General features: G+C 36.0%; 23 protein-coding genes. 3 read left to right on the top strand and 20 right to left on the bottom strand.

The window, feature by feature from the left end; translation table 11 throughout:
* Nucleotides 1–2: 2 nt before the first annotated feature.
* The 12 genes from hslV to NXS11_RS05030 form a co-directional block, all read right to left on the bottom strand.
* Nucleotides 3–545, bottom strand: coding sequence for an ATP-dependent protease subunit HslV (hslV, locus tag NXS11_RS05085; RefSeq protein ID WP_259199541.1), 543 nt, complete (start codon nucleotides 543–545; stop codon nucleotides 3–5).
* Between the two features lie 7 nt (nucleotides 546–552).
* The gene (gene xerC / locus NXS11_RS05080; RefSeq protein WP_259199539.1) at nucleotides 553–1,443 is read right to left on the bottom strand and encodes a tyrosine recombinase XerC; all 891 of its coding nucleotides are present in this window, start codon (nucleotides 1,441–1,443) and stop codon (nucleotides 553–555) included.
* A gap of 117 nt (nucleotides 1,444–1,560) precedes the next feature.
* On the bottom strand, nucleotides 1,561–2,871 hold the full coding sequence (gene trmFO, locus NXS11_RS05075; protein ID WP_259199714.1) for an FADH(2)-oxidizing methylenetetrahydrofolate--tRNA-(uracil(54)-C(5))-methyltransferase TrmFO: 1,311 nt from the start codon (nucleotides 2,869–2,871) through the stop codon (nucleotides 1,561–1,563).
* A gap of 21 nt (nucleotides 2,872–2,892) precedes the next feature.
* A complete protein-coding gene (gene topA, locus NXS11_RS05070) occupies nucleotides 2,893–4,962 on the bottom strand; it encodes a type I DNA topoisomerase (RefSeq protein WP_259199536.1) in 2,070 nt (689 codons plus the stop codon).
* Between the two features lie 105 nt (nucleotides 4,963–5,067).
* Nucleotides 5,068–5,949, bottom strand: coding sequence for a DNA-processing protein DprA (gene dprA / locus NXS11_RS05065; RefSeq protein ID WP_259199534.1), 882 nt, complete (start codon nucleotides 5,947–5,949; stop codon nucleotides 5,068–5,070).
* A 249-nt stretch (nucleotides 5,950–6,198) separates the two neighbouring features.
* Nucleotides 6,199–7,107, bottom strand: coding sequence for a succinate--CoA ligase subunit alpha (gene sucD / locus NXS11_RS05060; RefSeq protein ID WP_259199533.1), 909 nt, complete (start codon nucleotides 7,105–7,107; stop codon nucleotides 6,199–6,201).
* A 20-nt stretch (nucleotides 7,108–7,127) separates the two neighbouring features.
* Nucleotides 7,128–8,294 (bottom strand): ADP-forming succinate--CoA ligase subunit beta, encoded by a 1,167-nt coding sequence (gene sucC / locus NXS11_RS05055; RefSeq protein WP_259199532.1) that lies wholly within the window; start codon nucleotides 8,292–8,294, stop codon nucleotides 7,128–7,130.
* Nucleotides 8,295–8,527: 233 nt separating this feature from the next.
* Entirely contained in the window at nucleotides 8,528–8,797 is a 270-nt protein-coding gene (locus tag NXS11_RS05050; RefSeq protein ID WP_259199530.1) for a hypothetical protein, read from the bottom strand.
* Between the two features lie 222 nt (nucleotides 8,798–9,019).
* The gene (gene rnhB / locus NXS11_RS05045; RefSeq protein WP_373319381.1) at nucleotides 9,020–9,796 is read right to left on the bottom strand and encodes a ribonuclease HII; all 777 of its coding nucleotides are present in this window, start codon (nucleotides 9,794–9,796) and stop codon (nucleotides 9,020–9,022) included.
* A complete protein-coding gene (ylqF, locus tag NXS11_RS05040; protein ID WP_259199525.1) occupies nucleotides 9,789–10,670 on the bottom strand; it encodes a ribosome biogenesis GTPase YlqF in 882 nt (293 codons plus the stop codon). The genes rnhB and ylqF overlap by 8 nt, the downstream gene beginning before the upstream one ends.
* A 306-nt stretch (nucleotides 10,671–10,976) precedes the next feature.
* Complete coding sequence (locus tag NXS11_RS05035; protein ID WP_259199524.1) at nucleotides 10,977–11,345, bottom strand: nuclear transport factor 2 family protein; 369 nt, start codon at nucleotides 11,343–11,345, stop codon at nucleotides 10,977–10,979.
* Between the two features lie 18 nt (nucleotides 11,346–11,363).
* Nucleotides 11,364–11,963, bottom strand: coding sequence for an NAD(P)H-binding protein (locus tag NXS11_RS05030; RefSeq protein ID WP_259199522.1), 600 nt, complete (start codon nucleotides 11,961–11,963; stop codon nucleotides 11,364–11,366).
* 124 nt (nucleotides 11,964–12,087) lie between these two features.
* Between NXS11_RS05030 and NXS11_RS05025 the strand changes: the two genes are divergently transcribed.
* From NXS11_RS05025 to NXS11_RS05015, 3 genes are all read left to right on the top strand, one after another.
* The gene (locus NXS11_RS05025) at nucleotides 12,088–12,987 is read left to right on the top strand and encodes a LysR family transcriptional regulator (RefSeq protein WP_259199520.1); all 900 of its coding nucleotides are present in this window, start codon (nucleotides 12,088–12,090) and stop codon (nucleotides 12,985–12,987) included.
* A 336-nt stretch (nucleotides 12,988–13,323) separates the two neighbouring features.
* Complete coding sequence (locus tag NXS11_RS05020) at nucleotides 13,324–13,710, top strand: GtrA family protein (RefSeq protein ID WP_259199519.1); 387 nt, start codon at nucleotides 13,324–13,326, stop codon at nucleotides 13,708–13,710.
* A gap of 26 nt (nucleotides 13,711–13,736) precedes the next feature.
* A complete protein-coding gene (locus NXS11_RS05015) occupies nucleotides 13,737–16,316 on the top strand; it encodes a YfhO family protein (RefSeq protein ID WP_259199518.1) in 2,580 nt (859 codons plus the stop codon).
* Nucleotides 16,317–16,519: 203 nt separating this feature from the next.
* Here the strand turns inward: NXS11_RS05015 and NXS11_RS05010 are convergent, their stop codons facing one another.
* The 8 genes from NXS11_RS05010 to rimM all read right to left on the bottom strand — a co-directional run bounded on the left by NXS11_RS05010 (nucleotide 16,520) and on the right by rimM (nucleotide 23,211).
* Complete coding sequence (locus NXS11_RS05010; protein ID WP_259199517.1) at nucleotides 16,520–16,936, bottom strand: hypothetical protein; 417 nt, start codon at nucleotides 16,934–16,936, stop codon at nucleotides 16,520–16,522.
* Nucleotides 16,937–17,123: 187 nt separating this feature from the next.
* A complete protein-coding gene (locus NXS11_RS05005) occupies nucleotides 17,124–18,278 on the bottom strand; it encodes an ABC transporter permease (RefSeq protein ID WP_259199516.1) in 1,155 nt (384 codons plus the stop codon).
* Complete coding sequence (locus tag NXS11_RS05000) at nucleotides 18,268–18,948, bottom strand: ABC transporter ATP-binding protein (protein ID WP_259199515.1); 681 nt, start codon at nucleotides 18,946–18,948, stop codon at nucleotides 18,268–18,270. Before NXS11_RS05000 ends, NXS11_RS05005 begins: the two co-directional genes overlap by 11 nt.
* 381 nt (nucleotides 18,949–19,329) lie before the next feature.
* Entirely contained in the window at nucleotides 19,330–20,529 is a 1,200-nt protein-coding gene (locus NXS11_RS04995; RefSeq protein WP_259199514.1) for a spr1629 family repressor/antitoxin, read from the bottom strand.
* A gap of 23 nt (nucleotides 20,530–20,552) precedes the next feature.
* Complete coding sequence (locus tag NXS11_RS04990; RefSeq protein WP_259199513.1) at nucleotides 20,553–21,311, bottom strand: spr1630 family ClpXP-sensitive toxin; 759 nt, start codon at nucleotides 21,309–21,311, stop codon at nucleotides 20,553–20,555.
* A gap of 209 nt (nucleotides 21,312–21,520) precedes the next feature.
* Nucleotides 21,521–21,871 carry a 50S ribosomal protein L19 gene (gene rplS / locus NXS11_RS04985; RefSeq protein WP_259199512.1) on the bottom strand — a complete coding sequence of 117 codons (351 nt, stop codon included), beginning with the start codon at nucleotides 21,869–21,871 and terminating at the stop codon, nucleotides 21,521–21,523.
* Between the two features lie 117 nt (nucleotides 21,872–21,988).
* On the bottom strand, nucleotides 21,989–22,711 hold the full coding sequence (gene trmD / locus NXS11_RS04980) for a tRNA (guanosine(37)-N1)-methyltransferase TrmD (protein ID WP_259199511.1): 723 nt from the start codon (nucleotides 22,709–22,711) through the stop codon (nucleotides 21,989–21,991).
* Nucleotides 22,708–23,211 carry a ribosome maturation factor RimM gene (gene rimM / locus NXS11_RS04975; protein ID WP_259199510.1) on the bottom strand — a complete coding sequence of 168 codons (504 nt, stop codon included), beginning with the start codon at nucleotides 23,209–23,211 and terminating at the stop codon, nucleotides 22,708–22,710. The genes trmD and rimM overlap by 4 nt, the downstream gene beginning before the upstream one ends.
* Nucleotides 23,212–23,260: the final 49 nt, after the last annotated feature.

The raw sequence follows: 23,260 nt of genomic DNA, 5'->3' as shown, positions 1-23,260 counted from the left end.
CGTTATAATTCTTCTACTATGATGTGATCATTAGTAAATACGCATATCTCTGAAGCGACTTTAAGACTTTCGTAAGCCATTTCTTTAGCAGTCAAGTGTGTGGCATGGCGTTTTAGCGCACGACCTGCACTTAGCGCAAAGTTGCCACCCGAACCAATTGCAATCAAATCATCATCCGGTGCAATCACTTCGCCAGTACCGCTTACGACCAAGATATGTTCCGCATCCATCACAATCAACATAGCTTCAAGTTGGCGAAGTTGTTTATCACCACGCCATTCTTTCGCAAGTTCAACAGCTGCTCTTTCAAGCTTACCGCCATATTGTTGCAGTTTCGTTTCAAACTTTTCAAACAATGTAAATGCATCAGCAACACTTCCTGCAAAGCCAGCAATCACTTTACCATTGTATAACTTCCGAACCTTTTTAGCAGTTTGTTTCATAATAACTTGCTGACCTAGCGTCACTTGCCCATCGCCTGCCATTGCTGCTTCACCATTATGTCGCACTGCATAAATTGTTGTTGCATGAATTGATGAACTCATAAAAGCTTTACTCTCCTTTTTTCGCACGTGGATGTGCATTTAAATAAACATTGCGCAATTGTTGATTTGTTACGTGTGTGTAACGTCCTGTTGTCGATAAGTTGACATGTCCCAGTAAGCTCTGTACTGTTCTGAGATCTGCCCCTGCATCGAGAAGGTGCGTGGCAAAAGTGTGACGCAATTTATGCGGATGGATGGCTGTCACACCCGTTGTTCGTTTGACAATATCGTTCAAAATATAGCGAACACCACGCTCTGTAATTGGCTTACCTTGCATATTCACAATCAGGTAATCATGCTTTGCCTGTTGTATCGGTGGAAAGGACGCCAAATATTCAACGATACTTTGACGACAAAATTCACCAAACGGCACAATGCGTTCTTTTTGTCCTTTCCCTATGACTTTGAGTAAGGACATCGATAAATCAACATCGGACCTAGTCAGTCCAACAAGTTCTGACACACGTATTCCTGTCGCATACAATAGTTCAAGGATTACGCGGTCCCTCATCCCTTTTGTTTGATCATGGATGACTGTATTGAACAATGCATCCATCTCTTCGGCATAAAAAAATGACGGTAAGTATCGTTCCTTTTTAGGATGAACGAGCTGTACAAATGGATTCGTAATATCAGGTTCCAACGTCATCCAATACGCATAAAAACTGCGCAATGTTGAAATTTTGCGTGAAACCGTAGTGCGTTGCATTCCCATATCATACAACATCTGTAAATATCCTCTTGCTTCTTGGTAACTGAATAATCGTAAAGTCAGCTGCTCTTGAACCAAAAAGCGGTTAAACTGAACGAGGTCATCATGATATGCCTTCAGTGTGTGTTCTGAGAATAGGCGCTCATATTTGAGCATATTAATAAATTGTTGTTGGATTTGTTCCAAAGTAAAAACCCCTCCATCATTTGCATTGTAGCACAATGATAAGGGGTACTGCATAGATAAACCATTAAATATTCACAGTTATCTAAATTTTACTACTTTCGCTTAATATTTTTTCGGTTATTGTAGTGTTTGTTTAAAGCTATCAAGATATGTCAAAGCACGATTTGCAAGTGCTTCATATCGAGCTTTCTTATCTTTAATTCGCTCAGGTAACGCCGGTACAAGTCCAAAGTTCGCATTCATCGGCTGGAAGTTTTTATTATTTTCTGCATGTGAAATATAATAAGCCATACTACCCATCATCGTTTCACGAGGGAAAATCACATCTCCCTTTTCTAACATACGATGCGCTAAGTTAATACCCGCAATCATACCGCTTGCTGCACTCTCAACGTACCCTTCTACGCCTGTCATTTGACCTGCGAAAAATAAGTTAGGTCGCGCCTTGAATTCATATGTTTCAGATAAAACCCCCGGAGAATTAATGAAAGTATTACGATGCATCACACCATATCGAACAATATCTACATTTTCTAAGCCGGGAATTAGGCGCAATACTTCTTTTTGTTCGCCCCACTTCAATCGTGTTTGGAACCCTACAATATTATACAGCGTTCCAGCCGCATCATCTTGTCGCAATTGCACAACCGCGTATGGGCGCTTACCAGTCTTAGGGTCTTCAAGTCCCACCGGCTTCATCGGTCCAAACAACAACGTCTTAGGTCCACGACTCGCCATCACTTCAAACGGCATACAGCCTTCGAAATATTTTTCTTTCTCAAAATCTTTCATCGGTGCTGCTTCAGCCGCAAGTGTCGCTTCATAAAAGCGTTCAAATTCTTCTTTTGTCATCGGACAGTTCAAGTACGCTGCTTCACCTTTATCATAACGTGATTTGAGATAGACCTTGTCCATATCAATAGAATCTTTTTCAATAATCGGTGCTGCTGCGTCATAAAAATATAACTGATCTGCACCCGTTAAAGTTACAATCTCTTCTGCTAAACCCTCTGTTGTTAGAGGACCCGTCGCAATGATCGTTGGTCCATCTGGAATCTTTGTAATTTCTTCATTTTTAACTGTTACATTCGGATGATTTGTTAATGTGTCAGTAATGTAACCTGCAAAATCATGACGATCAACAGCTAAGGCACCACCTGCAGGTACACGTGCCTTATCCGCTGCCGCAATAATAAGTGAATCTAAACGACGCATTTCTTCTTTTAACACACCTACTGCATTAGTCAAAGCATTACCTCGTAAAGAGTTCGAGCATACTAATTCAGCAAACTTATCCGTATGGTGTGCAGGTGTTTGCTTGACAGGTCGCATTTCATATAAGTTCACTTTAATACCGCGTTGTGCCAGTTGATAAGCAGCTTCTGACCCCGCCAGACCTGCGCCAATAATATTCACTGTTGTCACTATTACGACCTCCTTCGTGCGCTGTTATTTCACAGCTTCTTCTTTATAATCACAGTTAGAACAAACTACTTGTGTAGTACGTCCTTTTTTATGTTCTGCTAAATAATGATGGCATTTCGGGCAATCACGTCCAATTGGTTTATCCCATGAAACAAAATCACAGCTCGGATAATTAGAACATCCATAGAATAAGCGATTCTTCTTAGACTTACGTTCGACAACATCGCCTTCTTTACATGTCGGACATGTCACACCAATCGGCTTAACAATCGCTTTCGTATTGCGACAATCTGGGAAGTTGGAGCACGCCATAAACTTACCATAGCGCCCCATTTTAATAACCATCGGATGTCCACATTTCTCACAATCTTCTCCCGCAGGCTCATCCTTGATTTCAACTTTCTCCATCTCAGACTCTGCACGTGCGACATCTTGTTTGAAACTGTTGTAAAAGTCGCCAACAACTTTACGCCAGCCAATATCACCATCTGCAATTTTATCGAGCAATGTCTCCATGTTTACAGTAAAATCCACATCAATAATCTCTGGGAAATACTCTTTGACTTGTTCGTGAACAATCTCACCTAACTCAGTTGGAACAAAACGCTTACTTTCACTTTTCACATAGTTACGCTTTTGAATCGTATCAATCGTTGGTGCGTAAGTTGAAGGTCGCCCAATTTTCAACTCTTCTAAAGTTTTAACCAAGCGTGCCTCAGTATAGCGAGGTGGTGGCTGTGTAAAGTGTTGTGCTGGATCGATGTTCGTCGCGATGACTTCGTTACCTTCTTCAAGCTTTGGTAAACGATTCTCTTTTTCTTTAGTCGCATCATCGTTCGCTTCAACATACAATGTCATAAAACCTTTGAACTTGATTGTTTGACCATTTGCACGGAACTTAATATCACCTTGTTCTAAGTCCACCGCAACTGTATCAAGAATAGCTGGTGCCATTTGACTCGCCACAAAACGCTCCCAAATCAATTTGTACAGTCTGAATTGATCGCGTGTTAAATATGCTTTCACATCATCTGGTGTTCGCAAAGTACTTGTTGGACGAATGGCTTCATGCGCATCTTGATCGCCTTGTTTACCTTTATTCACTGTTTTTGAAATATATTCTTTACCGTAATTACTTTCAATATACCCTTTTGCTTCCGCTTGTGCGTCTTTTGAAATACGTGTAGAGTCCGTTCTCATATACGTAATCAAACCAACCGTACCGCCACGCTTTAAGTCAATCCCTTCGTATAACTGTTGCGCAATCATCATCGTTTTGCGCGCCTTGAAGTTCAGCTTACGTGCAGCTTCTTGTTGTAGCGTTGACGTTGTGAATGGATTTGCTGGTTTACGTGTGCGTTCTTTCTTATTAACCTTAGTCACTTCGAAACGATCGCCATCTAACGCATCCGTAATTATCTTCACATCATCTTTATTCGTTAATTTAAACGGCTTGCCCTTATAATGAAGAAACTTTGCCGTGAATTTAGATTTTTGATAGCGAAATGCACCTTCAATTGTCCAATATTCTTCTGGTTTAAAGTTTCTTATTTCATTTTCTCGGTCAATAACTAATCGCAAAGCAACGGATTGCACACGCCCCGCTGACAACCCTTTTTTTACTTTTTTCCATAATACTGGCGAAATGTTATAACCAACTAATCTATCTAAAATACGACGTGCTTGTTGCGCATCGACCAATTCCATTTCGATACCGCGTGGATTTTTAAAGCTTGCCTTTACTGCATCTTTTGTAATTTCGTTGAATACTACTCTATTATCTGTTTTATCTTCTAGCTCTAGTATGTTTGCCAAATGCCATGCAATTGCTTCACCTTCACGGTCAGGGTCACTTGCAAGAAAAACTTTTTTTGCTTTTTTTGCATGTCTTTTTAATTCTTTGACGACAGGGCCTTTACCTCGAATTGTAATATATTTAGGTTCATAATTATCTTCTACATCTACACCCATTTGACTACGTGGTAAATCTCTCACGTGGCCCATTGAGGCAATGACTTTATATTTTTTTCCTAAATATTTTTCAATCGTTTTAGCTTTTGCAGGCGATTCAACAATGACAAGATTCTCTGCCAATGCAGATCCCCCCTTGCAAATTCTGATTACAAATTTAAATGATAAACGCTAAAATTTATGTTTGTCAATCTTTTATCATTATTTCATAGGGGAATTCATAAATTATTAACAATAATCTTTCAAAATATCTGTTTCTGATAATACAACTTCTGCCCCTTCTTGAACTCTCAGCATGTTCCCTTTTGTATAGCTATTAAACATATCACCTGGCAAAACATAGACATTGCGGTTTTGATCGAGCGCTTGATCTACCGTGATGAGAGCACCGCTGCGCTCTTTTGCTTCTGTAATCAAAACACCTCGAGATAAACCACTAATCAAGCGATTGCGTTCAGGAAAACGAAACTTTGCAGGCCGTGTATGTGGTGGATATTCACTAATACTAAGAAAATGACTATCAATATGTCGACGTAATACTCGTGTTTGTTTGGGATAATGATGTAGATGACCAAACCCTAATACAGCAATGGTCGCACAACCAAATTGAATGGCATACTGATGCGCAATAGTATCTGCACCATTAGCTAGTCCTGAAATAATGGTCAGGCGTGCTTTGGCAAAATATGGGAAAAGCATCTTTAAGGCTTTATTCGTATAATGTGTATGTTGACGAGAACCGACGATACCTAATGTATGCGTGTGTTGTAAAAGCTGTAAGTTACCACGACAAAAGAGAATGGTAGGAGGATCATAAATATGCTTAAGCAACGGAGGGTAGTCTGGGGAATCAATGCTGATTGCTTCAATTTGCTGCATAGACAGCTGTTGTTCAATAGCATTCAAGTCCAAATTGTTGAATCTTTGCAACTTTGCTTGCAATCGTACATCATTAAACTGTGACAAGTCATATGATAATCGCTCTGATAATGCCTGTTTTGTACCATTGTATGTCATCATATTGGGACAATAATTGTAAATCTGGCGTGTTGTAAATCCACTATAGCGTAGGAGTAAGAGGAATTGACGTGTCGTTAAAGTGTGTACCATAATAACGACCTCCATTACATAAAAAGTAAAAGGAATAATTAGAGGTAAGAAATGATATAGAAGAAAAAAATAACCGTAGACAGCAATAACTGAGCAGACTTAAAAGCAAAGTTTCAAGCCTACTCAACATTACTAGAGAGAGAATGAAATCTTTTTAAAAAATGTGATTCCACTCCCTCGATCTACCTGAGACTTTAGTCTTAACACAGAACGAGTCCGTGTCTTAACCAATGTCTTTTTATTGTTCAATTATTTTCCAACTGTCAAAAGTTCTTCATAAATGCCTGCTTCTTTGGCAGCTTCAATTAAAGTTGCACCAATTTCAGAAGGCGTTGCTGCTGTTTTAATGCCACAGCTGTTTAAATTTTTGATTTTTTCAGCCGCTGTACCTTTACCACCTGAGATGATGGCACCTGCGTGACCCATACGTTTTCCAGGAGGAGCCGTTTGACCACCGATAAAACCAACAACTGGCTTTGTCATGTTCGCTTTAATCCATTCAGCAGCTTCTTCTTCAGCTGTACCACCGATTTCACCAATCATAACAACTGCTTTTGTATCTTCATCATTATTAAATGCTTCTAATACATCGATAAAGTTCGTACCATTAACTGGGTCACCACCGATACCAACGGCTGTTGATTGACCAATGCCTTCTTCAGTTAATTGATGTACCGCTTCATACGTTAAAGTACCAGAACGTGATACTACACCTACATGACCTTTTTTATGGATGTAACCTGGCATAATACCAATTTTAGTTTCATCTGAAGTGATGACACCTGGACAGTTTGGTCCGATTAAACGTGTCTTTTTGCCTTCTAAGTATCGCTTCACTTTGACCATATCTACAACTGGAATATGCTCAGTGATACAAATTGCTAAATCAAGCTCAGCATCCGCACATTCTAAAATCGCATCTGCCGCAAATGGCGCTGGCACGTAAATAACAGATACCGTCGCACCAGTCTCATTTTTCGCTTCTTCCACTGTATTGAATACAGGAATCCCTTCAACGACTTGACCACCTTTACCAGGTGTTACACCCGCTACGATTTGCGTACCATATTCTAACATTTGTTTTGTATGGAAAAGGGCAGTTGATCCCGTAATACCTTGTACGATAACTTTCGTATTTTTATCTACAAATACACTCATTTTAGTTGTCCCATCCTTTCCTACGCTTCGTTTACCAGTTTAACAATTTTTTGTGCACCTTCAGCCATTGTGCTAGCTGGCTCAATCGCTAAACCTGACTCTTCTAAGATTTGTTTACCTTGCGCAACGTTCGTACCTTCCAAACGTACAACTAACGGTAATGTTAAGTCCACTTCTTTCACTGCCGCTACGATACCTTCAGCAATGACATCACAACGCATAATACCACCAAAGATATTAACGAAAATACCTTTTACGTTGTCGTCACCTAAGATAATCTTGAAAGCTTCAGTTACTTTTTCTTTTGTTGCACCGCCTCCTACATCGAGGAAGTTCGCTGGTGTACCATTAAAGTGGTTGATTGTATCCATTGTTGCCATCGCAAGACCCGCACCGTTAACCATACAACCAATGTTACCATCTAAAGCGATATAAGAAAGGTCATATTTTGAGGCTTCGATTTCTTTTGGATCTTCTTCGTCTAAATCGCGTAATTCTTGGATGTCTTTATGACGGAATAATGCATTGTCGTCAAAGTTGATTTTTGAGTCTAAAGCTAAGACATCACCTTCACCAGTTAATACAAGTGGGTTAATCTCAACAATAGAACAGTCTTTCTCCATAAATACATTATATAATGCCATTAAGAATTTAACTGCTTTGTTAACAGATTCTTTTGGAATGTTAATGTTAAACGCAATACGGCGTGCTTGATATGGCGCAAGACCCACTACTGGATCGATTGTTTCTTTGAAGATTTTTTCAGGGCTTGTTGCCGCTACTTCCTCGATCTCAGTGCCCCCTTCTTCTGACGCCATCAATGTCACACGGTCAGTTGCACGATCAATAACAAAACCAATGTAGTACTCTTTCTTGATGTCCGCACCTTCTTCAATGTAAAGACGCTTCACTTCTTTACCTTCAGGACCCGTTTGGTGTGTAACTAATACTTTGCCTAACAATTCATTTGCGTACGCTTCAACTTCTGATAAAGACTTCGCAATTTTTACACCGCCAGCTTTACCGCGTCCCCCTGCATGGATTTGTGCTTTAACAACATAAACATCTGTGTCTAATTCTTTTGCCTTTTCAACAGCTTCTTCAGCCGAGAAAGCAACACGCCCCTCTGGTACTGCTACGCCCATTGAGCGAAAGATTGCTTTTCCTTGATACTCATGGATATTCATACTCCATCCTCCTGTTTCTTAAGGTTAAGTTCAACTACAATTATAAAAAATGTAAGCGCTATTGTAAACTGATAGATACTACTTTCATATGATTGAATTGCATTTTAAATACATTTATAGAAATTTGGAAGCTACAAAAAGTTAAATATACTATTCACTCATGTCCTTAAGTAAAAAAACAACGCCTTTGCTATCGATAACAATAACAAAGACATTGCTTTTTTCATCATGTATTATTTATCAGTTTGGAAAGTAACTTGTGTGTCGTCATCCATTGGTACACTGACAATCTTTTGATCATCTTCTGCTGACTCTACCACAAAGTTATGATCTTTTAACACACGGATAAGATCTAGTTGTGATAATTCTTCAACTGATACATTTAAGTTCTGTTCAATTTCTTGTTTGATTTTAGCTAGAGTAGCTTCATCTTCTGTTATCTCAGTTTCTTTTTCTTCAAAGTGTACTAAGACAGAATACAGCTTTTGTAATGTTTCATCCATAATTTAAGATATCCCTTCTGTTTGGAATGTACACTATTAGTTAAACATAAAATAGATAATTTGAAAACAATTTAATATGTCACATTATCTAGTAATATGCTTGCAATTGTTGTGATAATGTAGCTTTTGCCCTTGCTGAACTTTTTATCATTCAACGCAATTGACAACCTCAAGCGCTTTTAACTATTCTCGACTTTCACTGTTTCTAAATAGATATCACACTTATTTATATTGTGACTTAATCGGTTCGAATGACAGACGATGAATAGGACATACACCTTGTTGTGCCAAACCAGCTAAATGTTTTGCTGTACCATAGCCAGCATTATGTTCAAAATCATAACCCGGATATTGTCCTGCATATTGTGCCATTAAATCATCACGATATACTTTGGCAATTATACTCGCAGCTGCAATTGAGACACTATTGGCATCGCCTTTGATAATATTTTGTTGTGGTGCCGTAATTTTTTCAAGTGTCATCGCATCAATTAGATAGTGTGTTGGTTGTACGGACAAATTTTCAATCGCACGATACATTGCCAATTTGGTTGCTTCATAAATATTGTAGGCATCAATTTCTTCAACAGATGCAATACCAATTGCCCATGCACGAACATTATCTTTGAGTGATTGATTGAGCGCTTCACGTTTTGCAACATTCAATTGCTTTGAATCGTTTATCCCAATATGTTGATGATTGGGCTCAAGGATAACTGCACTTGCTACAACTGGACCCGCTAATGGACCACGTCCAACTTCATCAATACCACAAATTAAAGCATCAGGTTGTTCATCGAGAATCTCTTGCTCATAACGTGACATCTCAACATATTGTTTCAACAACTGTGCCTGTTTCTCGAGTTGTTTGCGGCGTGAACGAAACGCGGTTTGTACGCCTTTACGTGTATCTAATCGATCAGGATGTTGATCAAGCGCTTGAAGCGTCTTGACTTCAGCAAGTAGTTCCTTTATCTGTTGTATCGTCTTCTTAGGCATCGTCATTATGTTCATCCTGCATTGCGTCGTATAAATCAAAACAATATGAACCAATTTTTGCATTGCGAATATCGTTAATAATTAGTTCGATGACCGCTTCATAATCCACTTCATTCCCACGTTGTAACAAGCCACGTTTACGTCCAATCGCATCAAACCATTTTAGGTTTTCCGCATCTTGTGGTACATCGATTTTGTAGTGTCGTATTAAATTATCATAATCATGTTTAATAAGGAAAGTTAAAGCGTAAATTGCAACTTCATCTAAATGCACAATGCTATCTTTAATCGCACCCGTTAAACTCAACTTGATACCCACTTGTTGATCCTCAAACTTCGGCCATAAAATCCCAGGTGTATCAAGCAACTGCAATGATTCCCCAACTTTAATCCATTGTTGTTGCTTTGTAACTCCTGGCTTGTTACCAGTTTGTGCAATTGAACGATTGGCAAGCTTATTAATTAGCGTTGACTTTCCAACATTTGGAATCCCCACAATCATTGCACGAATTGCACGTGGTTTCAGACCTTTCGCTTTTTCACGTTCGAACTTTTCTTTCGTTACTTCAATCGCAGCCACTTCAACACCTTTCAAACCTTTGCCGTGTTTTGCATCAACCGCAACAGGAAGTGCACCTTTTTCTTTAAAATAAGCAAACCACTTTGCCATTTCTTGATCATTCGCCATATCTTTTTTATTAAAAATTACAACTCGTGGTTTTTGTTGTATCACTTCATCAATCATCGGGTTACGTGAACTGTATGGAATACGCGCATCCACAAGTTCAAATACAACATCGACTTTTTTCAGTTGTTCAGTTACTTCTCGTCTGGCTTTTGCCATATGTCCAGGGAACCATTGTATCGTTGCCATATTTTTCTTTCCTTTCTGGGAGCAGGAGTGAAAACAGCCTGAAATGATGCGTTATCACCGCAGTCAGTCACTACCCTCTACATCACATTTTCTCACTTTAAATAGGATTTTCTATTAATATCCCAGCCTCATTATAACACGATTTTATGCTTTGAATTGTTGTGTTTCTATCATAATCAGCAATCAAAATTAAGATAAGATAACATGGCATTTATTGGCGGATAGCCGTCCTTTGTTCATAGATTAAATAAAAAAGCTGACTTAACTACGCATTCTTGCAATCATAGTTTTGTCAGCTAATATTTTTTAATATGTGGATGCTATTGTATCAATAATCAGCCATTGTTCATTTCTGTTTTCTAAATGTAACTCTAACCGTAGTGACCAAGTGTGACGAATACCATAGATACGCGCATCTACTAAGTTTCTAGAATCTACCGTGGCACTTTGTCCATCCACCGAAATATTCAGACCTTCCTCACGTGCTGAATAATAACGCATTTGTTCATTGTCAATAGCTGTTAACCATTCGTGCTTTACTTGTGTATAACCTGTCATATGGACTAAATAGAAGTCTTGGGATAATATTTGAGCTAACCTCTTCGTATCTTTTTGCGTCATACATCTATAAAATTCATCATATATTTCTTTAAGGACTTGTTTGTCTTTTTTCATTTTATCACCTTGAGCCATTTATTCTGGTCGATGAATACCAACGCTTTCTTTCACATACAAATCAGGTTGTTCAAGTAATTCAAGTACAAAGTTCGCAATAGCTTGACGAGAAACATCATGTCCTTCAAACAGTTGACCTTTACGAGAAATCGTATATTGATTACTACCATTATCAAACCAACCCGGTCGAATAATTGTATATGCTAGATTACTTGCTTCAATGACATCCGCTGCTTGACGATAAGATTGAAGATATGGGTTCGTCTGCAAATTACCGCTACTTCCTAAGTGATCAGGAATTTCATTATATATACCCATTGATGTTATAAAAATAATGCGGTTTACATTTGATGCATTCATCACTTCTACAATTGTTTGAGCCATTCTTTCAAGTTGTCCCGATAGTGCAACAAAAACAGCATCTTGACCACTTATCGCCTTTTTTAAACCTTCTTTATTCAATACGTCACCATTAATGACGGTTTCTCTAGAATGTATATCCTTCAAACGATTTGCACTTCTTGAAAATAACGTGAGTTGCCAGTCTGTTTGTTCAAGTATTGTTTTTCTTACTTTTTGTCCCAATGAGCCTGTTGCACCAATAATCAATATTTTCATTATACTTACTCCTTCCAAATAATGTTATTTCCTAAATCTATATATTTATTGTATGATGGTTATATAAAAAAATCTAATTGATATTTTCTATCAGCAATAAAAATATTTTATTGGAGCGTTTATAATGAATTCAAAACAGATTGAATACACACTAGAATTAGCAAAAACTAAAAACTTTAATCGTGCTGCTGAAAACTTTTTTATTACACAACCTGCGCTCTCGTATCAAATAAAACGTTTAGAAACAGAAGTTGGATTTACTATTTTCGAACGGTCAGCCAAAGGTGTTGTATTAACTTTAGCCGGACAAACATTTTGTGAACGTATTACGCTACTACAACAAGAATTAAAAGCAATTATTGAAGATTGTCGAAACCTCAATAGAACTTATGATGATGTTGTAAGAATTTGTGTGCCCTTTCGTACAGCTATTCATTACCTGCCTGAAGCAATTGAAACTTTTAACAAGCTTTATCCAAATATTTTCGTAGAAGTTACTATTGATTCTCAACCAAATCAATATCAACAATTTTTACAAGGAAAATATGATTTATTTTATGCTATTCAATCATCTATTACACCACAAAAAGACACGCAACAAATTCATTTATACGACAGCCATATTTATCTCGTTGTCAATCATCATGATGTATTGTCACAATTAACAGCAGTTACTAGCAAACACCTAAAAGACCGGACATTGCTAGTTGGAGGTGGTAGTCCAAAAGAGCTCAGACAACTTCAGCAACAACTTATCACACAATTGCAACTCAAAAGCATAACGAGTGCTAATCATGAGACGACATTGACAAATATTGCTGCACACCGTGGTATATGCCTTGTCCCAGGGTTACTGAATGATTATAACCACGAATTCAAGTGGATACCTTTCAAACCAACCGTGCAAATCCCCTGTGTTCTTTGTCGACACCAAAATAATCAAAAAGCACATATTATAACTTTTATTGATATATTAAAGGACTATTATCAAAATAAGAACAATCCTTCTGAACCAAAAAACTGAAGTAACATACACAATTACCTGTGCAGTTCACTTCAGTTTTACTTATAAAGTAATATTCACTTTTTCAAATTCCTCTTCATTACATCAAAGAGATAAAACATTAATTGTAAATTCGTTATGAAACCTTTAATAAACCCTCTGCCAAAGTAGTTTATCCAATTCTTTATCCAACTCAATGACTATTTTATAAAAACGTTTACACCAACATTCATTCCTTATTAATATTAATTTTCGACGCTTTTTTGCATGATTTGTGTTATATTTTATCAGTAGCAGGTTGTCACTATGATTTTTTTAACAACCCTATATTTAATATTAAAAGAAAGTAGGACTCTGATGATGCGATCTGATCGTCTTTATGAAATTATCCGCTTTATTATTGTTGGTGGTTTGAATACCGTTAACTACTACATCGTATATTTAATCTTATTACACTTATTTCATATTCAATATTTAATCAGTCATCTAGTTGGCTTTGTTGTGGCGTTTATCATCTCATATTATTTGAATTGTTACTTCGTCTATAAAGTAAAACCAACACTTAAAAAGTTTTTGGCGTTTCCATTAACACAAGTGGTGAATATGGGTGTTCAGACATTGCTTATTTATCTATTTGTTGATTTTCTGCATTTCAACGAATCCATTGCACCTTTTGTTGGGCTCGTTGTTACAATACCAATTACTTATGTGCTTTCTAAATATATTTTGACAAAAAATGTATAAGTTTCAATCGAATGAAGAAAGAGTGAATGAAATTGAAAAAGCAATATCCCTACCTTAAATGGTTTAAGTTACTGTGTGTAGCGCTATTAGTAGCTGCCATTGTATATGTGCCAGTTTTTTATCGCTATTTTGCACACGGTGTGATTTACAGTGGAGCAGGGGACGGTTTCAAACAAATGATGCCGTTCCAAATGTTCCTATACGATCGCATGTCTAACCTATCATCCTATTACGACATTGCACTAGGGTTAGGCGGGGATTACTTGACAGACCTATCTTATTACTACACAACTTCCCCTATTATGTATGCTAACTTCTTATGTATTAAACTATTTGAAACATTCGGTCATATTGATCCATCCACTATTAACTTCTGGCCAGCAAACCAAATGATCGTTGCCTATTTTAAATGTGTCCTTACATTCTTAGTGACATATGGCATGTTCAAAATGTTTGATCTCAAAAACCCGTATCGATTTTTAGGTGCGATGTTGTATAGTACATCAACAATATTTTATTACTTCAACTTTACGTGGTCATTTTTTGGAGACATTTTGCTGTTCCTACCACTTTCCATTTGGGGTATGGAACGTTTCTTTAAAACACGTAAAATAGGTTTATTTATTATTGCTATTGCACTGACATTATTTTCTAACTTTTATTTTAGTTACTATGAAACACTCACATTAGGTGGTTATTTAATTTATCGTATGATATTCACACATCCAGATGACATTGTGACTCGCTGGAAAAAACTGTGGTTACTTATTCCTGCAGTACTTAGCAGTTTCTGTCTTGCTTCATTTGGTTTTCTAACAGGTGTGCGCTCATTTTTAAATAATGATCGTAAACTGAGTGATTATGAAATCGCACCATTCATAGATTTCACGCCTAAATATCATATCTTTTCAAATGGTTTTTATTTCACCATTACATTTATTGCTTTAGTGGCGCTTTTTTCTTTTAAACTCTACCGTCACTATTATTATCGATTATTTGCGGTTTTCACATGGATTTTATTAGTCGGTGCACTTACACCATATTTCGATAGCTTATTTAACGGGTTTTCATATCCACAAAGGCGTTGGGGCTATTTGTTAGTCTTATCAACAAGTGTGCTGATGGCACTGTGGTTGAAACATCTAACTGAACTGACATGGCGTGACTATTTAATATCGCTGTTACCACTCATTCCATTAGCTATAGCAACAGTTATCCTATCTTCAGGACGTATGTGGTGGATGGTTGTTAGTGGACTGATTTTAGCAATCGCTGCATTTTATATCTATCATCAAAAAAATCTTTCAAAAAAAATGATACATCTTATTGTTGGTTTGTTTATCATTCAACAGTTCGTTTTGCTATTAAATTATCATACAAACAACATGTTAAAGCATGAAACGGATATGTCCACACTGCATGCTCCAAAATATCATAGTCATATTCTACAACAGGTCATTGATGAAATTACTGAACGTCAATCACCATTAGAACGCATTGACTACATGAGTACGTATGCAATCAATTCTAATATGATTTATCACTTCAATGGCGTTGCACTGTATTCAAGTATTTTTGACGGCAGTATCTTAGATTACTATGATAACCTTATGCAGATTAATATGGAATTTGATAGTAATAGTACGTATCGTTTACTCGGAAATCGTGCCAATATGTATGCGTTATGGGGCGTTTCAGATCGTATCAAAAAAGGCGATGACCCGTCTATTCCATATGGTATGATTCGTGAAAAACAGATTAAAGAGAGCGACAGAACTTGGTCGCATAGTCGCAATACGATTCACTACCCTGCTGCACATCTTACGTCTAAGGTATATACGCCATCTGATTTGAAATCACCATTAGACCGTGAACATGCGATGTTGCAAGGTGTGGTCATCGATGGTAAAAAAGGCAATACAGCCTTTAAAACAAATCCAGATTTACTTAAAACTGCAACGATTACACCTCGCAATGCCAAACAAACTGGTAATAAATTGAAAGTCACAAAAAATTTGGGTGGCTTGGATATTTCAATGCCTCGCAATGAACATTATAAAGATTATTATTTAGAAATGGACGTTGAGTTATTATCACCTAATCAGCGACACTATTTGAAAGTAGATGACTTCCATCAGCGTCGCACAGGTCTCACATACAAATACAAACGCTTTGTCACACCAGTTACAGTGCGCGTACCTGCCAATGAACCCATGCAATTGAAACTGAAAAAAGGTATCTATCGTGTGAGTATCAAGCATATTTACGGCGAAGATTATTCAACGCTTAAGAAAGCAGCGCAAGAAGTGACACCTGTTAAAGTCACAAAAACAAGACAATCTTTCCGCATTGATATGAAACCAACAAAAAAATCATATCTTGTGCTACCAATTCCATATCGTGATGGTTTAAAAGCTGAAGTAGATGGTAAAGAAAGACCTGTTTTAAAAGCTAATGGTATTCAAACAGCAATCCCTATTAACAAAGGTGAACAAACAGCTATTGTTCATTATGCATTGCCATATTGGCGTATCTATCTTGTAATGACAGTCTTTGGACTTATCAGCGCCTTTGTTTATCGCTGGTGGTTACGACGCAAAATTTAAAAATATATTTTAAGGCAACGGCACTACTTAATGTAGAATAGTCGTTGCCTTTTTAGGATGTTCAGCTTTTGTGGCGGAAAGATAATGATAAGTACCTAGTTTTATTTATAGTTCCAATTGAACTGAAATAGCTATCTTCATTTAGCGACTAAAAAAGGCAGAATGACGCATCATGCCATCCCACCATAAAAGATGTAGATTTGTTAAAATTTGCCTCCCTTAATTTTCCTAAATACACCGATTATCAATACAATAAATGTACTCAATATAAACTCTTGGAAAAACAAACCAAAATATGTACTAAATTTCATATTTCTGTTAAATAAAATAACTGATGTTTTAGATTGGACAGTATTGTTTTCTATTGTAGATATAGGAGTGATTTGCAATATTAAAAATATAACTATCACAAAAACAATGGAAAACAACGGAATGATTAACCACTTATATTTGCTACGTGCTGCCACATTACCAATAACGATAGCCGATATAAACGATGGAATAATTTGCACAAAAATCATATACTGAAATATTGTTAAATGCTCCATTATAATAAGACATACTGTAAATTCAATGGCTAATATTAAAATCATAATGAGTTCTAGCTTAGTAAGTTTCATAAGGTCTCCTTTACATATAACTTAAAATATTATTCCATAATGCATGTACTATCACATGTAAGAAAATTTTACCTATTTTATATTTCATGTAATAAAGTAGTGTGCCCAGTGAAAAACAATAGTGACAAAAATGCTGTAGCTAATATCATAATGAGTATTTCCAATTTATTTAATTTAATGTTTTCTATCATCTCAAACCATCCACTACATTTTTATTTGCTGCAACCATCGCTGGAATGATACTGAACACAATACCAAATATTATCGTTGCACCTAGTGTAATCAATACTTGGCCTACAGATAATTTAGCGACTAGACCTGTCATATTCATTAATACAACTAAACAAATTGCAGAGAAGCTACCAATCATACCACCAATTGTTGACAAAATAGTCCCTTCCATCATGTACGCAAAGTGAATATCTGCTTTTTTGGCGCCTAGTGCTCTTCTAATCGCAATTTCTTTACTACGTTCACTTACTGATGATAACATGGCATTCATTACACCAAATCCGGCAACAAATATTGAAATACTGGAAAGGACAGCAATAAAATTTAGTATGGTTGTTGCTTGATCTTCCGTTTCATTATATAGTCGCTTTTTATCATTAAAACCATAGCTACCATTCTCTCGATATGTCCCCTTAGCATCTAAAACAGCTAATGCTTTATTTACATCTTTTAAATGATTCGTCGGCAATATCATCTCATCATAATAACTTTTACCATTTAATAACCTGTTTTTTGTTTTATCAGAAACAATAAGTGACGGCAACATTTCGTTAACTTCAGAGCCATAATAAATCGAACAAATTTTGTATGTTTTTCCCAAAATGATAAGTTCAGAACCAAGATATTTTTCAACATCAGTTTGACGTGTTAATGATGATAAGGCTTTATCACTTATCGCAATACCATTTGATACTTTTTCGAGATGCTTCCCTTTTAATAACGACGGTAATTCAATATTGTTGTCTTTTAAATCCTGAATTGTTCGAAAACTCAAGTTCTGTTTAGCATTTTTATAATAAACAGCTGTGTATAAACCGTATGAACTGGACTTTAAGGTGACATGTTGTCCTAATTCCCTTTCAACCAGTTCTTTGTCTGAGTTTGTAAATCCAGCAACATCTAACATATTTTCAGGAGTATATGTCAATGTCATCACGGCTTCATCCACTTGTAAATCATCATTCAGTGAAGATGTCGTATAAAAAGAACTTGATAATACAATTAACACAACAAATGTCGCAATAGCTATTGCTAACGATGTTAAGATACTCTGACGCTTGTTTCTCAACAATAATTTAAATGCATCCATCGTGAGTTTTTTATATTTCATCGCTATAATCTCCCTTTAACGTTAAGTAACCATTTCGCATTTCATATAATTTGTCACTAAAACGTGCGACAAATATATCGTGTGTCACAACAATAATTGTCGTACCATCTTGATTCAGATTTTTTAATATTCTTAAAATTTCATTTCTACTTGTTTCATCTAAAGAACCTGTTGGCTCATCAGCAATTAAAAATTGAGGTTTATGTGCCATTGCTCTGATGATTGCTACACGTTGTTTTTGTCCACCAGAAAGATTGCATGGATAATCATCCATTTTATCTTCTAAACCTAACTCCTTAACAAGATTATTAATATAAGATTCATCATGAGATTGATCTGAATAAAGAAACGGTAATAAAATATTTTCACGTACTGTGTATTCATCAATCAAGTTGAAATTTTGAAAGATGAAACCGATATACTCATTGCGATACGACGCCAACGTTTGTTCATCTAGCTTTAAAATTGATTCACCTTTTAGCTGATACTTGCCTTTGAAGTCACTATCTAACAACCCTATAATATTAATCAGCGTAGATTTACCACAACCAGATGTTCCCATGATTGAGATAAATTCTCCTTCAGACACAGTGAGCGTAATGCCCTTTAATACTTGAATTTCTGTATTACCTTCTCCATATGTTTTACAAATGTTTTCTAATTCAATCATATTAATCCCTGCCAAATTATTTATAGTTTATTACTCCATAAATTGTATGCGCTTACATAAAATATTGTATTTCAATTCAAGAATTTGTCAACATATTTTCAACACCATTTGTGTAAATGTATGATCTGATGTTTTTTATTATATGATTTATATTTATTTAATATCTGATAGCAGATTTTGATTTTCTCTTGTTATAATGTTACAAAGTGAAATCACATTTAAAATATTTTTATAATTGTTATTATTTATTATTGATGACGACGCAAAATTTAAAAATATATTTTAAGGAAACGACACTACTTAATGTAGAATAGTCGTTGCCCTTAATATATAGAAAAACAGGCTTAACATATGAATTTCACATGCTAAGCCTGTTTTAATTTATCTCGTTGAAGTTTTATCACGAAAATCACCAATAGGAATAACCTCTGTATGGCCAAAATAATCTTTTTGTGTCGTCAGATATGGTTTAAAAAAGTCTGTTTCTAAATTGAATAAATAAGATAGAAAATCCGGACGAATATGAACTTCTTTGCATATTTCCTCTATCTCCATAACTTCTTTATCCAATACAAACTTTAAGAGTGCTCGTACTTTCCCGGGTCTTACTGGTGGTATCTCATCATCTAGTGGTTCAAAAGATTTATATTGTTTTTTATTTAATTGTCCCCAGAAGTATCTATTTTCTTGATATGTTAGTAAGCCTAACGCATAGGCTCTCATTTCCATAGCGGCAATGGATACTAAATATTTTCTCTTTAATTCTATATAGTAATCAGGATTTGACTTACGTGTTAAACTTTGAAAATCTTTTACAAACTGCATTTCTGGTAATAGAAAAGCTGAAGCGAATAAATGCGCTTCTGTTTCTATTGTTTTTAAATCTGCAGAACTTAAAATATCCATATCCACATCATCATGCAATAATAGATGACCCAACTCATGCGCAAGATCAAAATTTCTTCTAACCGCGGATTTCTTCACGGTACCTAGAACAATGTATAAACGCCCATCTTGCGTTACAGTGCTATATGCATCAATTTGTGTCCCTAGCTTTTTTTCAACAATATAGATACCACTTTTTTCTAACGTATACATCAAATCTTTATTATTTTCTAATCCTAATTCTGTTCTCACGAATTCAGCAATTTTTTTGATACACTCATTTCTATCTTCATTTGTTTCCTGAAGCATCTTCAAAGTTTTTTCTCTAATATCCATAATTGGCATCTGTGGAATTAACAAGTTTTGTTCAAAAAAATTGATGTAGTAATCAAGAAAGTTCACAAACGTTATTTCTAACTTTGTTTTCTTTCTTGATTCTCTGTCTTCAGCGCGATATGCAATTTTTTCTTCAGACACCTTATGAATCAGATACTCTTGAGTGAAAAAGTATTTTGTATCAACATTAAATAACTGACCCAATTTATTTAATACATCAATTCGAGGCAACATTGAATCATTTTCATACTGCCATATTGCTTGTTCAGTAATATCCAACTGTTCTGCCAGCTCTTTTCGGGAGAGCCCGTTAAGTTTACGTATATTGCTGAGCTTCTCTCCATAAAAAATCAATTTCATCACAACTTTCTTTTACTAGATTCTTATTGAGAACCTTCTTGATTGTCAACAGCAATTCCATAACCAAAAGATTGATTATCGTCTGCATGTGTACCTTGAGGAAGTCTATCATTTTGTACTACTTTTAAGTCATACGATGAAATAACTGAATGACTATTCTTTATAAGTGATGTCAAATCATCAACTTCAATTAATCGCATTTCATATTGGTTTGGCAAAGTTAATGCAATTTTACTAATCATTTTAGATTGCGCATCAAATTCATAAACTACTACATAAAAACGATTATAGTCTTTTAGTCTATTTTCAGCAATGCTTTTCCCGATTTCTTCTTTTTCTGTTAAATCAAATTCTAATTGTACGCTCTTTTGAGATGGTGAAAATTTAAGCATTTTTTTATCCACAATTGGATTATTGATACCTGCATAATCATATAAATAATTTTCTTTTTTGCTCTTATCCTTTTTACCATTAAACGTTCTCTCTACACCCCAACTATTTTTCACAATAAAAAGGACTTTTTCTTGTGTGTCTTTCAATGTAAACTGCAGATATTCCCATGTATATCCCGCTTTATCAATTGTAAAATCAATACCTTCATATTTAGAACACGCCTTGGCGACGAAGGTATCAATAATATTTGCCTTTGTCCATGTAAAACCTCTACTTACAAGATACTTTTTCTGTGCATCACGTCTTACATCAAGATACTTTTTGTAACCATCCAAAATGCCATTTACAATTAACTGATTCAACTCTTTTGGTAATGAAAAATGACTCATTGTATCCCCATCCCTTTATATTTTATATTAAGTTAATTATACTTATTTTCCTTAAAAAAGAAAGTATTTTCTGGGCTTTTTTTTAAGTATAGTTAAGTGTATATATAATGATTCCTAGTTTTCATATATAGAAAAACAGGCTTAACATATGAACTTCACATGCTAAGCCTGTTTTTATGTCAGTATCGTACGTAAATGGTACGACTGGATTAACGAATTTCTTGGATACGTGCTGCTTTACCACGTAAGCTACGTAGGTAGTAAAGTTTCGCACGACGTACTTTACCACGACGTTTCACTTCGATTTTCTCGATTTTTGGTGTGTGTAATGGGAATGTACGTTCAACACCAACACCTGAAGAAATTTTACGAACTGTGAAAGTTTCTGAAATACCGCCACCACGACGTTTGATTACAACACCTTCAAATACTTGGATACGTTCGCGAGTACCTTCGACGATACGTACGTGTACACGTAAAGTGTCACCAGGACGGAATGATGGGATATCATCACGTAATTGTGATTGTGTTACTGCTTCGATTAATTTGTGGTTTGTCATTATTTATTCTCTCCTTCAAACTATGTTCTTGCCTCGACAAATAAATAGCAGCGGATCATAGTGTTATTTGTGCTTTCACACTTAGAATATACTAGCATACATTGAACAACATTTCAATTATCTTTTGAAACGTTCAATTATTTTTTTATCTGCTTCAGTAAGCGGATAAGTCTCTAATAAATCAGGGCGCTTTTGGTATGTGCGATATAGTGCTTGCTCATGGCGCCATGCTTCAATATGCGCATGATTACCAGATAATAAGACATCTGGAACATCAAGCCCTTCAAATGTACGTGGACGTGTATATTGTGGATATTCAAGTAAACCACTCGAAAATGAGTCATCTTCATGTGACACTTGATTTCCAAGTACGTCAGGCAATAGACGCACAACTGCATCTGTCATCACCATCGCTGGCAATTCGCCGCCTGTTAATACATAATCACCAACTGATATTTCATCTGTTACAAAATGCTCACGAATGCGTTCATCATAGCCTTCATAGTGACCGCAAATAAAGACAAGGTGTTCCGCTTCTGCCAACGACTCCGCTACCTGTTGATTAAACGGCTTCCCTTGTGGTGTCATTAAAATCACACGCGTCTCTGGTGTCATCTCGATATCACGCATCGCATTAAAAATTGGTTCTGGTTTCAACACCATACCTTGACCACCACCAAATGGATAGTCATCTACTTGATTATGTTTATTATTTGCGTAATCTCTAAAGTTGATTGTGCGTGTTGTTAATTGTCCTTTATCATGTGCCCGCTTCAAAATAGATTGGTTTAATACACCTTCAAACATCTCTGGAAATAATGTTAAATAGTCAATTCTCATTCATTTAACAACCCTTCCATTGGTGTAATAACAATTTTGCGTGCTTCAACATCGACACTTTGTACCACGTCTGCAATGTATGGAATTAAATGTTCTCGCTCGCCTTTGACAACCCATACATCATTGGCACCTGTTTCAAATATTTCAGTGACACGACCAATTGCTTCATCACCATTAAACACCGTACAACCGATAATATCTGAATAGTAGAATTCATGTTCATCTAACGTAATCTCTTCATGATCGCGCTCTTGTGTTAACGTTGCACCTTTCAAATGTTCAATGTCATTAATATTGTAGATATCTTCAAACGTCAACATATGCAAGCCTTTATGCATACGATAGCTTCTTACCGTCAAATCTGTCACTTTGCCATTCAGTTCCGCTTGAAGCACTTCTCCTGGTTGAAAGCGAACATCTGTAAAATCTGAGTTTGATTTGACCTTGACTTCGCCTTTGATTCCATGTGTATTCACAATTTTACCGACTTCAATCTTCACAACAAATACCTCCTTGCTTAAAAATCTACTGCACTCTAACAAAAACAGT

Origin of the sequence: Staphylococcus americanisciuri (assembly GCF_024814435.1) — a bacterium.
In the GTDB taxonomy this organism is placed as follows: Bacteria; Bacillota; Bacilli; order Staphylococcales; family Staphylococcaceae; genus Staphylococcus; species Staphylococcus americanisciuri.
Note: the sequence above shows the minus strand (reverse complement) of the source record. Positions and strands in the feature narration are given on the sequence as shown.

Excerpts from the sequence above, each read along its gene's own strand:
- hslV (WP_259199541.1), bottom strand. The coding sequence starts at position 545 with ATGAGTTCATCAATTCATGCAACAACAATTTATGCAGTGCGACATAAT.
- dprA (WP_259199534.1), bottom strand. The coding sequence starts at position 5,949 with ATGGTACACACTTTAACGACACGTCAATTCCTCTTACTCCTACGCTAT.
- sucD (WP_259199533.1), bottom strand. The coding sequence starts at position 7,107 with ATGAGTGTATTTGTAGATAAAAATACGAAAGTTATCGTACAAGGTATT.
- sucC (WP_259199532.1), bottom strand. The coding sequence starts at position 8,294 with ATGAATATCCATGAGTATCAAGGAAAAGCAATCTTTCGCTCAATGGGC.
- NXS11_RS05050 (WP_259199530.1), bottom strand. The coding sequence starts at position 8,797 with ATGGATGAAACATTACAAAAGCTGTATTCTGTCTTAGTACACTTTGAA.
- rnhB (WP_373319381.1), bottom strand. The coding sequence starts at position 9,796 with ATGCCTAAGAAGACGATACAACAGATAAAGGAACTACTTGCTGAAGTC.
- ylqF (WP_259199525.1), bottom strand. The coding sequence starts at position 10,670 with ATGGCAACGATACAATGGTTCCCTGGACATATGGCAAAAGCCAGACGA.
- NXS11_RS05035 (WP_259199524.1), bottom strand. The coding sequence starts at position 11,345 with ATGAAAAAAGACAAACAAGTCCTTAAAGAAATATATGATGAATTTTAT.
- NXS11_RS05030 (WP_259199522.1), bottom strand. The coding sequence starts at position 11,963 with ATGAAAATATTGATTATTGGTGCAACAGGCTCATTGGGACAAAAAGTA.
- NXS11_RS05025 (WP_259199520.1), top strand. The coding sequence starts at position 12,088 with ATGAATTCAAAACAGATTGAATACACACTAGAATTAGCAAAAACTAAA.
- NXS11_RS05020 (WP_259199519.1), top strand. The coding sequence starts at position 13,324 with ATGATGCGATCTGATCGTCTTTATGAAATTATCCGCTTTATTATTGTT.
- NXS11_RS05015 (WP_259199518.1), top strand. The coding sequence starts at position 13,737 with ATGAAATTGAAAAAGCAATATCCCTACCTTAAATGGTTTAAGTTACTG.
- NXS11_RS05010 (WP_259199517.1), bottom strand. The coding sequence starts at position 16,936 with ATGAAACTTACTAAGCTAGAACTCATTATGATTTTAATATTAGCCATT.
- NXS11_RS05005 (WP_259199516.1), bottom strand. The coding sequence starts at position 18,278 with ATGAAATATAAAAAACTCACGATGGATGCATTTAAATTATTGTTGAGA.
- NXS11_RS05000 (WP_259199515.1), bottom strand. The coding sequence starts at position 18,948 with ATGATTGAATTAGAAAACATTTGTAAAACATATGGAGAAGGTAATACA.
- NXS11_RS04995 (WP_259199514.1), bottom strand. The coding sequence starts at position 20,529 with ATGAAATTGATTTTTTATGGAGAGAAGCTCAGCAATATACGTAAACTT.
- NXS11_RS04990 (WP_259199513.1), bottom strand. The coding sequence starts at position 21,311 with ATGAGTCATTTTTCATTACCAAAAGAGTTGAATCAGTTAATTGTAAAT.
- rplS (WP_259199512.1), bottom strand. The coding sequence starts at position 21,871 with ATGACAAACCACAAATTAATCGAAGCAGTAACACAATCACAATTACGT.
- trmD (WP_259199511.1), bottom strand. The coding sequence starts at position 22,711 with ATGAGAATTGACTATTTAACATTATTTCCAGAGATGTTTGAAGGTGTA.